Source organism: Peptostreptococcus sp., from assembly GCF_036639115.1.
Classification (GTDB): domain Bacteria; phylum Bacillota; class Clostridia; order Peptostreptococcales; family Peptostreptococcaceae; genus Peptostreptococcus.
In genome coordinates this window covers 129,222-143,193 of sequence record NZ_JAVWJH010000005.1, presented here as the reverse complement: position 1 = coordinate 143,193, position 13,972 = coordinate 129,222, and the positions used below count along the sequence as shown (strand labels likewise).

At 31.5% G+C, this 13,972-nt stretch carries 13 protein-coding genes and 1 other annotated feature; of the genes, 4 read left to right on the top strand and 9 right to left on the bottom strand.

Going from position 1 to position 13,972, the window contains the following annotated elements:
- Positions 1–7: 7 nt before the first annotated feature.
- From RR561_RS07565 to RR561_RS07545, 5 genes are all read right to left on the bottom strand, one after another.
- Complete coding sequence (locus RR561_RS07565) at positions 8–697, bottom strand: hypothetical protein (RefSeq protein WP_332507068.1); 690 nt, start codon at positions 695–697, stop codon at positions 8–10.
- A 156-nt stretch (positions 698–853) separates the two neighbouring features.
- Complete coding sequence (locus RR561_RS07560; protein ID WP_332507066.1) at positions 854–1,780, bottom strand: homoserine O-succinyltransferase; 927 nt, start codon at positions 1,778–1,780, stop codon at positions 854–856.
- A gap of 369 nt (positions 1,781–2,149) precedes the next feature.
- A complete protein-coding gene (locus RR561_RS07555; protein WP_332507065.1) occupies positions 2,150–3,427 on the bottom strand; it encodes an O-acetylhomoserine aminocarboxypropyltransferase/cysteine synthase family protein in 1,278 nt (425 codons plus the stop codon).
- A 141-nt stretch (positions 3,428–3,568) separates the two neighbouring features.
- Positions 3,569–3,833 (bottom strand) — a binding site (T-box leader).
- Positions 3,834–3,939: 106 nt separating this feature from the next.
- Entirely contained in the window at positions 3,940–4,107 is a 168-nt protein-coding gene (locus RR561_RS07550; protein ID WP_332507063.1) for a hypothetical protein, read from the bottom strand.
- Positions 4,108–4,360: 253 nt separating this feature from the next.
- Positions 4,361–4,996, bottom strand: coding sequence for a Crp/Fnr family transcriptional regulator (locus RR561_RS07545; protein WP_332507061.1), 636 nt, complete (start codon positions 4,994–4,996; stop codon positions 4,361–4,363).
- 112 nt (positions 4,997–5,108) lie between these two features.
- Between RR561_RS07545 and RR561_RS07540 the strand changes: the two genes are divergently transcribed.
- Genes RR561_RS07540 through RR561_RS07525 form a run of 4 tightly spaced genes read left to right on the top strand, consistent with a single transcriptional unit; the run spans position 5,109 to position 8,211 of the window.
- Positions 5,109–6,128 carry an ABC transporter substrate-binding protein gene (locus RR561_RS07540; RefSeq protein WP_332507059.1) on the top strand — a complete coding sequence of 340 codons (1,020 nt, stop codon included), beginning with the start codon at positions 5,109–5,111 and terminating at the stop codon, positions 6,126–6,128.
- Positions 6,103–6,870 (top strand): ABC transporter permease, encoded by a 768-nt coding sequence (locus RR561_RS07535; RefSeq protein WP_332507057.1) that lies wholly within the window; start codon positions 6,103–6,105, stop codon positions 6,868–6,870. Before RR561_RS07540 ends, RR561_RS07535 begins: the two co-directional genes overlap by 26 nt.
- Positions 6,848–7,543 carry an ABC transporter ATP-binding protein gene (locus RR561_RS07530; RefSeq protein ID WP_332507056.1) on the top strand — a complete coding sequence of 232 codons (696 nt, stop codon included), beginning with the start codon at positions 6,848–6,850 and terminating at the stop codon, positions 7,541–7,543. The genes RR561_RS07535 and RR561_RS07530 overlap by 23 nt, the downstream gene beginning before the upstream one ends.
- 26 nt (positions 7,544–7,569) lie before the next feature.
- Positions 7,570–8,211, top strand: coding sequence for a cupin domain-containing protein (locus RR561_RS07525; RefSeq protein ID WP_332507055.1), 642 nt, complete (start codon positions 7,570–7,572; stop codon positions 8,209–8,211).
- Between the two features lie 169 nt (positions 8,212–8,380).
- Here the strand turns inward: RR561_RS07525 and RR561_RS07520 are convergent, their stop codons facing one another.
- The 4 genes from RR561_RS07520 to RR561_RS07505 form a co-directional block, all read right to left on the bottom strand.
- Positions 8,381–8,806: a GNAT family N-acetyltransferase gene (locus RR561_RS07520; protein ID WP_332507054.1), complete on the bottom strand. Its 426-nt coding sequence runs from the start codon at positions 8,804–8,806 to the stop codon at positions 8,381–8,383.
- A gap of 216 nt (positions 8,807–9,022) precedes the next feature.
- The gene (gene proC / locus RR561_RS07515; RefSeq protein ID WP_332507053.1) at positions 9,023–9,829 is read right to left on the bottom strand and encodes a pyrroline-5-carboxylate reductase; all 807 of its coding nucleotides are present in this window, start codon (positions 9,827–9,829) and stop codon (positions 9,023–9,025) included.
- 520 nt (positions 9,830–10,349) lie between these two features.
- Positions 10,350–12,719: a trans-4-hydroxy-L-proline dehydratase gene (hypD, locus tag RR561_RS07510; RefSeq protein ID WP_332507051.1), complete on the bottom strand. Its 2,370-nt coding sequence runs from the start codon at positions 12,717–12,719 to the stop codon at positions 10,350–10,352.
- Between the two features lie 2 nt (positions 12,720–12,721).
- Positions 12,722–13,633 (bottom strand): trans-4-hydroxy-L-proline dehydratase activase, encoded by a 912-nt coding sequence (locus tag RR561_RS07505; RefSeq protein ID WP_332507049.1) that lies wholly within the window; start codon positions 13,631–13,633, stop codon positions 12,722–12,724.
- Positions 13,634–13,972: the final 339 nt, after the last annotated feature.

Genomic DNA, 13,972 nt, shown 5'->3' with positions numbered 1-13,972 from the left:
CACCCTCCTAAAAACTTTCTTTACAAGTATTTCCAGATTTTCTATACTCACAATCCATAAACAGATTACAATTTTCGCAGCCTCTAAATCTCTTTTTCTGTCTCTTTTGTGATATACCAATTATAGCTGTCACTGATTTTCTTGGTATCATAATCCCACTACTACTGACATTTATACCAGTAATTCTTCTTGCATCTATTAGCTCTATGAAATCTTTTTGGACTTCTATTGCTAGATCACCATAGCCAGGGCTGAATCTATCCGTAATAAACTTACCTTCTTTTTCAATATCATATTCTAACTTCTCATTGATTTGATTGCAGATAGATTCAATGGCACTACTTGCACAACTATCCACCACAATTGATTTTGCCATATCTCTTATCTGTAAGCTTCTAATCATTTGATCAATTTTTATGCCAAGGGTTGCTGCTAAGAGTATACATCTATCAGAATCTTTTAAAAGGTTTTTGATATCTTCTCCTTCAAGCTCAAAATCACTATTATTTAAAAATATTTTATTTTCTCTTCTATCTATATCAAATATCTGGTAGTTGTATTTTGGATTTGAAGTTTTAATTACTTCCTCAATGCATTCATCTATCAAATTATCTATTTCTACAGGAATTTGACTACCCCTATATGACAAATATTTCAAAACTTCTTGCCTGTTAATTTTTTCAATTTCAATATCCATAATACTCCACCCTTCTTTATATATTAGTAGTATTATACATACTTTTAGCTCCTATAGTCAAAAATTTGGCATTGTACAAGCACTTTTGATTGAATATTTTTCATTCTTGATTATATATATTTTTTTAGTTTACTTATTCTAGGTTAGCTTTTGTTTCTACACTGCCCTTTCTTCAATTCTTTCTCTATTATAATTAGTTCTTTGGTATACACAATAATTTAGCCAGTTAGAAAAAAGTAAATTGCTATGAGCCTTCCACTTGACAGATATATCTTCGTTTGGATTATTATCTTTATAATAATTCACAGGCACATCTATATCTAGCCCAGAGTTTTTGTCTCGCAAATACTCTTGCTCAAGAGTCTCCTCATCATACTCACCGTGACCAGTCAGAAAAATAAATCTTTCGTCCTTTGTCGATGCAATATTTAATCCAACATCTTTAGAAGAAGAAAGTATTACTAAATCTTCAATTTCTCTGATATCATCTATATTTGAATTAGTGTGTCTTGAATGCGGAACAAAAAATTCATCATCGAATCCGTTTGTAATTATAGAGTCTTCTTCTAATACACATTTGTATACACCAAACAGCTTTTTATCTAATTTTTTCTTTTCAATTCCATAGTAGTGGTATAATGCGGCCTGAGATGCCCAACAGATAAACATTGTTGAATATACATTTTTCTTTGCAAACTCTAGAATTTCTACCATTTCATCCCAATAATCGACCTCTTCAAACTCTAAATTTTCTATAGGTGCTCCTGTAACTATCATTGCATCATATTTTTTATCTTTAATATCATCTAAAGTCACGTAGAAATTTTCCAAATGTTCCTTGGAAGTATTCTTACTTTCATGACTGCTTGTCTTTATAAAATCTATCTTTACTTGGAGTGCTGTGTTTGATATCCTCCTTAAAATCTGTGTCTCAGTTTTTACTTTTGTAGGCATCAAATTTACTATTGCCAACTCTAATGGTCTAATATCTTGTCTGTTGGCTCTTTCCTTATCCATCACAAATATATTTTCATCTATCAAGGTCTGATAGGCTGGCAAATCTCTAGGTATAATTATTGGCATTTTAATACTTCCTTTCTTTTTAATATGAAGAGATTGAGCATTATTTTAGAAACTTAATACTCAAACTCTTATATTAAATTCTTATTTTCATTTTATTTTTATTATGAACTCCCAAGAATAACTATCACAAATCTATAAAAAGCTACATTAAACACCCTCGTTAGCATATCGTAGTTTTATAATGTATTACTTTTTATATTCTAGATAAAGCTCTTGGTCATTTTAATAATATTATTATCTTCTATATTCTTGATCTTAATACTCACAATATTCTTAATCTCAATACTCACAATTTTGATATTACTAATATATATTTTAGTAATATTATATATTTTTCTTTTGACTGCTTAATCTTTTTCTAGATCAAGCTTATATTTGAGAAAGTGCTCCTTCTATATCATCTATCAAGTCTTCTACATCCTCAATTCCAACAGATAGTCTGATCAAATTCTCTGTGATTCCACCCTTTTCTAGCTGTTCCTTACTCAACTGTCTATGAGTTGTACTTGCTGGATGAATTACACAACTCTTTGTATCTGCTACATGAGTGACCAAAGATATTATATCCAGATTATCAATAAATTTCTTTGCCGCATCTACTCCACCCTTTATTCCAAAGGCAATTATTCCACTATTTCCACCCTTAAGATATTTCTGAGATAATTCATAGCTTGGGCTGCTCTTTAGACCTGGGTATTTTACCCATTCTATTATGTCTTTGTCCTCCAAATATTTTGCTATCTTTAGAGCATTTTCGCTATGTCTTTCCATTCTAATAGGAAGAGTTTCAATTCCTTGAGTAGTTAAAAATGCGTTAAATGGAGCCATGATAAATCCTATATCTCTTACAAAGGTACATCTAGCCTTGGCTGAGTAGGCTGCCTTACCAAATGATTCTACAAAACTAATTCCATGATAGCTGTCATCTGGAAGAACTAAATCTTCAAATTTTCCATTTGACCAATCAAATCTTCCTGAGTCTACCACTACTCCACCCAATGTTCTTGCGTGCCCATCAATATATTTTGTAGTCGAGTGTGTGACTATATCAGCCCCAAACTCTATCGGCCTACAAAGTATTGGTGTTGCAAATGTATTGTCAATTACCAAAGGAATATTATTTCTATGAGCTACAGCTGCAACTTTTTCTATATCTAATACATCTACTCCTGGATTTCCTATGGTTTCTCCAAATATCAACTTTGTATTTTTATCTATTGCTAATTCTAGTTCTTTTTCATCTGCATTTATATCTACAAACTTTACACTTATCCCATATCTACTAATTGTATGAGTGAACAAGCTCACTGTTCCTCCATATAGGTTGGAAAGTGCCACTATGTTATCCCCTTGCTTACACAAAGTAAGTATGGCTAACAGATTGGCCGATTGACCTGAAGATGTAGCTACTGCAGCTACCCCACCTTCAAGATCTGCTATTCTTTCTTCTAATACAGCCACTGTTGGATTTGATATTCTTGAATAGATATGACCTTCTGTCTTTAAATCAAACAAATCTCCCAACTCATCTGCTGTATCATACTTATATGTTGTTGACTGAACTAGAGGGAATACTCTAGGATCACCATTTTCTGCTTTGTAACCTGAATGAATACACTTTGTTGCTGACTTTAATTCCTTTGACATAATACTTACCTCCTAATTTTATCTTTTAATATTTAAATTTTTTATCATAATTTATTCTATGAAAAATCTATTATCCATACTCCAATGTTTTGTAAATAAAAATGCTTTGTAAATAAAAAAAGCCCTTTTCAACTATTAGTTGAAAAGGACGTTATATACACGTGTTACCACCTTTTATTTGTAGAATCCTCACAGACACCACCTCTTCGGCTACACCAGGTCTACAAATATAAATATTCGAGTACCATCATACCCTAGCGCTATAACAGGCGCACCTGAATGAGTCTAAAAAATTCGACACATCTCCTCTAAGACCATGTTCAATACGTTCATCTTCCCTGCTCTCACCAAATACAGGTTCTCTGTAGAAAAATCCAATACCTACTCTTCTCTTCAATGGATTAATATTTCTTTTTCATTTGTTAACTATCTTATAACAATTTTTGCACATTGTCAACAGTTTATTCTGATTTTTTTGATTATTCAATATTACTGGATTATCAATATTACTCCTAGAAATCATCTTTTTCACATATCTTCTTTTCCACATCTAGATCCAAATTTACTTCTTTTCTCTGATCCAACTTGCTATCAGTACTTCCTGCTCTAAAATCTTCAAGGTAATTCTCATACACTTGGTCTACAACAGCCTTACAAACAAAATTAAAATCAATATACATACAAGCCTCCCCTTTCCATAAAACTATTACATAGCTAAAATATATTTTTATTTTTCTAAAATTATCTAATAACTAATACCCAGTTCTATTTAATAACTTAATATTCACGTCTTTTCCTAACATGAATTTTACAACTTATCTTCCGCCACTCTTAGAATCAATTCGCTCTTAAATTTAACCTGTATTCGATTTACTATAATCATTACAAGGTTTTAATTTCATTTAATATTTATTATTAAATACTAATATTAAATCAAACATCTATAAGCCTAACTGTATTTCTATCAACTTGAATCAGACCTTCATTTTCCATACGTGATAATTCTCTAGATAGTGCAGATCTATCACAATAGAGATAAGATGCAAGGTCACATCTTTTAAAAGGCAATAAAATTTGTCCAGAACTCTGTCTTGGCTCTAACTTTTTAAAATATTTTATTATTTTTTTTCGCAAAGATTTTTCTAGGTAAAGATCTACCTTATGATCCAACTCATGACTTTGATTATTTTGTAATTTTATTATATTTTCCATAATATTTTTTCTTATTGGACAGTTATTTTTTTCTTTTTCAAATATTGCTCCCAAGTCTAAAATCAATATCTCTACTGGGCTTACAGCAACAAAATCTTTACTTTCATCCTTTATATCAAAAACAAAGGACTGATTCTTGAAATACCTTTCATGAAGTAGCATCTTTCCCTCTTCATCAGAACTTATTAAATCAACTGTGCCTTCTAAAACTATAGCTGCCTTTAAAGTATTTCTATCTATATTTAAATATTCTTTTGCCTTGTATTTTTTTATATGACCATCTAAACATTTTATGGCCTTTGCATAATCTTCCTCTTTTATATTATCAAAAATAACAATATTTTCAAAATTTTTCACAATATTCCTCCTTTTTGTTGCTGTAGCAACCGATAATAATTATCATTAGTATACAATATAAGTATGGATATTTCAAACATTCTTTTTGCAGTTTATTTGAAAGGATGATGATATGAAGAAAATTTTACAAATATCGACACTAGTTCTCTTGTTGGTATTTATGGTTGCTTGTTCCGACCAAACTAAAGAAGATAGTAGTGTAAAAGCAAAAAAAGAAACTTCAGCTGTTATTGATGATAAAAAAACTGACGAAGTGATAAATATTGCTGTTCCAAAGGCTCCACCTGCACTACCGCTACTTAGGATGAAAGAAAATCACTCTCTAGGCAAAAATGTAGATATAAACATTAGTACTTGGGAAGAGCCAGAATCTTTGATAGCAATGGTTCAAGGTGACGAACATGATATGTTTGCATTTCCACTCACTGTTATATCCAAGCTCTATAATAAGGGCATGGATGTGAAGCTAATGAATGTAAACACTTGGGGTGTAGCAAGCTTTTTAACTACTGATAAAAACTTTAAATCTTGGAGTGATCTAAAGGGTAAGACTGTCTATGTAACATTACAATCTTCACCTCCAGATATACTTACTCAGTATTTTCTAAAAGAAGCCGGATTGGAAGTTGGAAAAGACGTAACTATTAATTATGCCAGCAAGCCTGAAATTGCACAGCTATTGATATCAGGTAAAGCTCAGTACGCAACTTTAATAGAACCCGAGGCTACTAAGGTCACAATGGAAAATCCAAAAGCTAAAATAGCCTTTAGCTTTGAAGATGAATGGAAGAGAGTCAATAATACCGATACTATGATAGCCAATGCTGGTATTGGTGCTAAGGATTCTTTTATTTCAAAAAATCCAGACCTTATGAAAAAGTTCCAAGAAGAATATAAAAAGGCCCTTAACTGGACTCTCAAAAACCCCAAAGAGGCGGGAATTTTGGCAGAAAAACATTTGGGTCTAGATGCACAATTAATTGAGAAGGCAATTCCAAATATGGGATTAAATTACAAGTCTGCAGAGGAATCTAAGGAAGAACTATCCATGTTATATAAATTATTATTTAATTTTGACCCTAAGACAATCGGAGGGAATATACCTAATGAAAGCATGTATTACCAAGATTAAAGATAAATATTTTTATACATTTTTATCTTTATTTATAATCCTTACTATCTGGGAGTTTTCTTCTAGAAATCTCTCACCATTGGTACTACCAAGTGTTTTAGATGTTTTTAAAAAAATTATTGATATTTTTTCTAATAAAGATTCGATTTCAATGATTTTTATAACTGTTCACAGGCTTTTTATTGGATATGGTATAGGATTGGCTATAGGATTGATATTTGGAGTGTTGATGGGACAATCAAATGTACTGGACAAAATGATATCACCTCTCATAGGTATTATACAGACTATCCCTCCTGTTTCGTGGTTAGTCTTGGCTCTTGTCTGGTTTGGTATAGGTGGTAAGCCTGCAATATTTATAATATCACTGTCTACTATACCTATAGTTGGCATCAGCGTTAAAGAAGCTTTTGATAGTATTGATTATAATTTAATAGAAATGTCTAAGGTCTATAATTTTTCAAATAAAAAAACTTTCTTTGAAATAATTTTACCTACTATAATGCCCTTCTTTAGGTCAGGTAGCATATCAGCACTTGGTAATAGTTGGAAGATAGCCGCTATGTCTGAGGTTTTGACTACAACAGATGGTATAGGTGGAATGATTAAGCTTGCAAGGATAAATATAGAACCTGACAGTATCTTAGCTTGGTCAATAATTTTAGTCATTCTATATTTTATTTCAAAAGTCCTATTTGTTAAACTTTTTAGTTTAGGAGGTGTTTATTCTGATAGAAATTAAAAATATTTGCCATAAATTTGGTGAACTATCTATTATAGACAATATAAATTTTTTTATTAAGGATCAAGAAATTGTCGCGATACTTGGTCCATCAGGTTGTGGCAAATCTACTTTACTTAGAATCTTATCTGGACTTGAAGATAGCACTTCTGGAACTATCACCGGCATAAAAGGTAAAATTGCATTTACTTTTCAAGACGATCGTCTCCTAGCTTGGAGAAATGTTTGGGATAATATAAAAGTCGTCAAGGATAAAGAAAATAAAGAAAAAATAAGAACTTTAATTAAAGATGTTGGGCTCGAAGGGTTTGAATCTTATAAACCCGCTCAACTGTCTGGAGGAATGAAAAAACGTTTAGGAGTAGCAAGGACCTTTTACTACGAGGGTGATCTTATACTTATGGATGAACCTTTCTCAGGCCTAGACTACTATATGAGGCAAGATATGTTGGAAATGCTTCTAAGGGTCTGGAATAAGAATAGGCAATCCATTTTATTTGTTACCCATGAAATAGATGAGGCTCTCAAAATAGCTGATAGAATTCTTATTCTGAGTAAAAGGCCTACAAGTATTAAAAAAGAATTTCAACTTCCTGATAGGAGTCTACGTCACGAAAAACGTGAACTCATCAATAATATAAGAGAAGAGATACTTGCTCTTACTATGGATTAAAAATATATATAGAAAGGGTGATAAAAGTGAGAAACTTGGCAAAAGGTGAAGTCTTTAGAATTGAAGATAGCATTGTTTTAAAACAGCATCAAACTATATCAAAATCAATAATTGATACAGATAATTTTAATATAGTTTTGTTCTCGCTCGCAAGTGATACAGATATTAGCAAGGAGTTCTACCATACACAAAGCATATTTTATGTGTTAAAAGGAAGTATTAATGTTTTGGGTGAAAATATCAGTACGAATAATATTTTAATAAGCCCTAAAGACGTGTTAAGAGGCATAGAAACAAAGGAAGATAGCATATATTTAGAAATTGAATTTAAAGGAGAAGAAGATATGAAAAATATAGAAAAGGCTAAAATAATAAATCTGAAAGATGCAATTGAATATGTAGACGGCGGTATATCTAACTTAGATATAGTATCAAAAGATAAACTAAAAATTATGTTAATGGCATTTGACAAAGGAGAGTCACTATCTGAACATGCAGCACCTGGAGATGCTATGGTTATAGCTCTAGAGGGAAGTGCAGACCTTAAGGTTGGAGATGAAATCCATCAGATAAAGGCTGGCGAACAATTGGTATTCCCAAAGGATATAATACACAATGTAACTGCAAGAGAAAAATATAAAATGGCTCTGATTTTGGCGGTGGACTAATGGATAGTCTATCTCAGGTAGTAATAAAGGTCTCTAAATAACAATAAGTAAAACTTATTGCGTCTATATAAAAAGGGAGTGGTATTTTACCACTCCCTTTTAAATTAATCAAACTATGATTTTCATAAAAAGTTTCTATTTTACTTCAAAGCTACAGTATTTTTCAAATCTATAATTTTAGGTGTAAAATAGGATACGGTCTACCTTCATCATCTAAAGGACTTTCTTTAAAAACCTTAAAGCCTTTTCTAAGATAAAATTCTTTGGCAAGATTATTATCTTTATTTACATCTACAGTATCAACTAAACCTTCTTCGATTAAAGTATTTATTATTTTGCTACCATATCCTTTTCCTATATATTTCGGATCCAAAAATAACATGTTCAAATGTTTTTCTGAATCTGAGGAAAAACCTATGATTTCTTCACCTTCTATCCACAAATTGATTTCAAAATTCGGTAAAATCCTTACTAAATCACTTTTAATATCCTCAATTTCTTTTATACTCAAAAACTTGTGGCTGTGCTTTACTGAACGTTCCCATATATCTACAATTTCATCAAAATTATTCTCTTTTGCTATTATTTTTTTCATTTATATCCTCCTATTTTTTTATTATCACTTCCCCTCAATTTCTGATTTAATTGTTTTGCTATTTATTATCCAATTTAATTTCTTTTTCATAATCTAACTCCCCTAATTTCATATAATTATAATACACACACACATTAACTGCAATCCTATAAATTTTTTACGACGACAAATTTTATCCACAATAAAAAAGGAGGGTCATTGACCCTCCCAAAGAATTTACTTCTTTGCCATTTCTATTGATTTTTCCGCACAAGCCAACTGCCCCTGTATTACTGCATTTCTAAATCCATAAGATTCCAAAGTTTCTACTGCAGAAATTGTTGTTCCACCTGGAGAGCACACCATGTCCTTTAGTTCTGCTGGATGCTTACCTGTTTCGAGAACCATCTTTGCTGCACCGTATACTGATTGAGCTGCGAATTTATATGCTTGTGCTCTTGGCATTCCTGTAAGTACCGCAGCATCTGCCATAGCTTCTATAAACATAAATACATATGCTGGAGAAGATCCACTTACAGCGACTACTGAGTCCATTAGAGATTCTGCTACTACTTCTGCCTTTCCGAAAGAATTAAATATACTCAAAACATACTGTAAATCTTCATCAGTAACATTTTCATTAGGAGACAATGCTGACATCGCCTCACAAACCAATGCAGGAGTGTTTGGCATTACCCTTACAATTTTATTAGATGAACCTATATGTTCACTTATAGCATCTATTGAAGTAGCTGCTGCTATTGATATTATTATTTTTTCCTTATCTATCACATCTTTGACATCATCTAGAATTTTTCCTATAACATTTGGCTTTACTGCAAATATTACAGCATCCGCAGATTTAACTGCCTCTTTTGAGTCTGTTGTAGTTTTTGCTGCATAATCTTTCATTACACATTCAAGACATGATTCAAATGGATCTGATACAATAATATTTTCAGCTGATATTAAACCTGAATTTATTACTCCCCCTATTATTGCTCTTCCCATGTTTCCTGCACCTATTACTGCTAATTTCTTCATAACTTCCCCCTCATTTATTTATACAGTAGACAAGTAGATACCTAGAGTACCAGATTAATTTCTAGATCCATATTTAGATATCTACCCTCCATACTGTATGATTTATATAAATATATTTTAAATTTTATTTATACATTTTTATTACTTAATTATTTTCTTCTTTTTTATTGTTTAATACTTTTTTACCTTCTTGCTCTCTTCTTTTTATTAATTTTTTTATTTATTTTTTTTATTAATTTCTTCTTTTTATTAATTTTTTTATTTATTTTATTATTTTTATTGCTTTGGCATTTCTTATATATTTCTTATGTATTTTTTATTATCATCTATTCCTACTTTTGCATATCTTTCTAGTTAGATATATATTTTGTTCTTCACAAATTTTTATTTACTTTTCAATAAATTTATACATATATTCTCAAACTATACAAATTTTTAGCATATGGATATTTTATATTTTTATGTATAGTTTCTGAAATCGCCTAAATTTATCCATTCATATTGGAAATAATATATATGTTTAGAAAGTCTGCTCAGTTCTATTTATTATTTCATCCTGCAAAGCTCTACTTAGATTATTGAAATGGTCAGAGTAGCCTGCCACTCTAACTATCAAGTCTTTATAATCATCTGGCTTTTTCTGAGCAGCTAGCAATACATTTTTATCAAATACATTAAATTGTATATGATGTCCATCCATATTGAAGTATGCTCTAACAAGATTTCCCATATTATCTAGTCCCTCATCTCCAACCACTACTGAAGGAGCAAATCTCTGGTTTAGTAAAGTTCCACCTGTCTTTAAATGATCCATCTTTGCACATGATTTAATTACAGCTGTTGGTCCATTTGTATCAGCACCCTTTTCTGGGGATATTCCTTCAGAAAGAGGTATCCCTGATAATCTTCCATTTGGAGTTGCCTTCATTACTTCACCAAAATACACATGACAAGTAGTAGGTAGCATATTGATTCTATATTTTCCTCCTGTTACAGTTGGTCTATTGCTTACTGTGTTGTAATAAAGATCAAAGAAACTTCTCATTACTTCATCAGCATAGTCATCATCATTACCATATTTTGGAGTTTTATTTTTTACCATATTTAATATTTGTTCATATCCCTCGAAGTTTGCATCCATTGCATCCAAAAGAGTAGCCATATCAAACTTTTTCTTATCAAAGACATTATATTTAATAGCTATAAGTGAGTCACTTATAGTACCTGTACCAACACCCTGAATATATCTAGTATTGTATCTTGCTCCACCTCTTTGATAATCCATCCCCTTTTCTATACAGTCATCCACTATTATAGACATCAAAGGAGCTGGACAATGTTTAGCATATATATTTTCTATGATTTGATTTCCTCGCATCTTAATATCTACAAAATGATTAAGTTGCTTAGAAAAAGCTTCAAATAATTCATCATAAGTCATAAATTCTCTTGGATCTCCAGTTTCTATACCAAGATTTTTGCCAGATACTGGATCTAAACCATTGTTTAAAGTTATTTCTAGTACTTTTGGTATATTTAAGTATCCAGTCAAAACATATGCTTCCTTACCAAAGCATCCTGTTTCAACGCATCCACTGCTTCCACCACATCTAGCATCTTCTAGTGTTTTGCCTGCTTCCATGAGCTCTGAAACTATTGCATCAGTATTATAAAATGCTGGTTGACCCCAACCTTCTCTTGACACTTCACATGCTCTTTTTAAGAACCTCTGTGGAGTTTTTCTACTGATCTGAACATTTGAGCTAGGCTGAAGAAGCTTCATTTGATCCATTGTATCTAGAATTATATAACTTACTTCATTTACACCATTTTTGCCATCAGGAGTGATACCACCCGTATTTATATTGGCAAAATCTGTATAGGTAGCACTTTCCTTCAATGTAATACCTACCTTTGGTGGAGCTGGCTGATTATTGAACTTCACCCAGAAGCATTCCATTAATTCTCTTGCCTTTTCCCTGTCAAGTACACCCTCTTCAAGATCTTTTTCATAGAAAGGATTTAGATGTTGATCTAGCCTTCCAGGGCTAAATGCATCCCATATATTTAACTCTGTTGTAACACCTATATGAACAAACCAATACATCTGGATAGCCTGATGGAAAGTTTCTGGTTTGTGAGCTGGTACTACATCACAATTGTGAGCTATCAAAAGAAGCTCTTCCTTTCTCTTTGGATCAGTTTCAGCTTCAGCCATATCTCTAGCCTTTTGTGCATACCTTTTCCCAAGTACAATCATTGCATCACAAGCTATAGACATAGCCTCTAGATCAACTTTTTTGTTGTAGGCGTCTGTATCGTTAACAAAATCAAGTTTAGCTATTCTATTTTTAATATCTTCTTTAAATTCAGCAAAACCTTTTTGATAGAATCTATTTCCACCAACTGTATGACCAGGAGCTCTTTGCTCCATGAATTCAGTGAACATTCCTGATTCATAACAATCCAGCCACTGTTGATCTACATTACTGATTATTCTATTTCTTATCTGTCTTCCTTTCCAGAAAGGTATTATTTTTTCTTCTTGAATTTTCATATCTTCTTCTGTAACCTTGAAGTTCACAAGATCTCTACCGTTCATTACCTTCATATCCTCAAGAGAGTGACAACATTGATCTGGATATGTAGGAGCTCCTTGTGGACCATCTCCCTTTTCTCCAACAATTAATTCTCCGTCATTTATACAGAGAGATCTATTTTCCATATAATATTTAAAAGCCTTAGCTCTAAGTATTGGTGTTTCAACACTTCCTTCAAACTTCTGATATGCCTCAGTCATCAAGACAGCCCTTTCTATACTGATATAAGGCTGTGCCGAAGTGCTCTGTTCTCTTAATTTTTTTGTTCTTTCAAATGATCCCCTACTCATAACTAACCTCCAATTTTAATATTGTTAAAATTATTTTCTAAAAATAATTCTTTAATCTCTTCTAACTTTTCATTGCTTGGCTTTTTAAAGATCTCACACTTATATTCTTTATCTAATTTTTTATACTTATGTTCCATAATATTATGATAGGGCAATAAATTTATAGATGAAATTCTAAGTGGTCTTAAAATTTCGATAATTCTTTTTATTTCTTTATTATCTTTATCTACGTTTACTCCTTCTATCAAAGGTATTCTAATATTGATGTCAGCGCCAACTGAATCTAAGTATTTTAGATTGTTTAATATCAAACTATTAGATTTGCCAGTAAATTTCTTATGAGAAAGCTCGTCTGCCAGCTTTATATCATATAAAAATCTATCTACATTTGGATAAATTTGCTCAAAATTTTCTTGTGGTGCATACCCACAGGTATCTATTGCAACATCTATACCTCTATTGTGTAAAGTTTTGACTAGACTATCCAGATATTTCAAATCCTGACACATAACTTCACCACCTGACAAAGTTACACCGCCACCTGATTCTTCATAAAATATTGAGTCTTTCTCTATTTCCTTTACTAGTTCAGAAATTTCATACTCATCTCCAACAAGTTCTCTTGAGCCCGTTAGACACCAATCCAAACATTCCCCACAAAGTTCACATTTATTCTCTAACCTTATCAGTTCCCCCTCTTTCACGCATATTGCATGATGCTCACACTTATCTATGCAAGTATAACAATGAGTACATTTTTCTGGATCATACATAAAGTCGACCTTATAATTTTGACTCTCTGGATTATGACACCATGTACAATCAAGAGGGCATCCCTTAAAAAATACTGTCGTACGTATTCCTGGACCATCATGTATGCTACATTTTTGAATGTTTAATACTAAAGGTCTCACCCAATCACCACCTTAATAAATATCTATTATTGATAATTTAAATACTATAATGCAAATGTTTTCTTTGATTTTATTTTAACACTACTGTTAGGTCTTGTCTATATTATTACCTAAAATAAGTTAAGTTTTTTATTAAAAAAATAATTTATTAACATCTTTTTTTAACTCATTTTTTACAAGAGTTTTATAATTGAAATTTAAAACTTTCTTTTTAATAAAAAATTTAAATAGCTGCTATACTCTTAAAATTCATTTAAATAAATTTTATAGAATCTATTTGTTTATAGTATAAACCTTTAAATTCCTTTATAATCATGTAGAAAGTTATAAAGGAAGCGC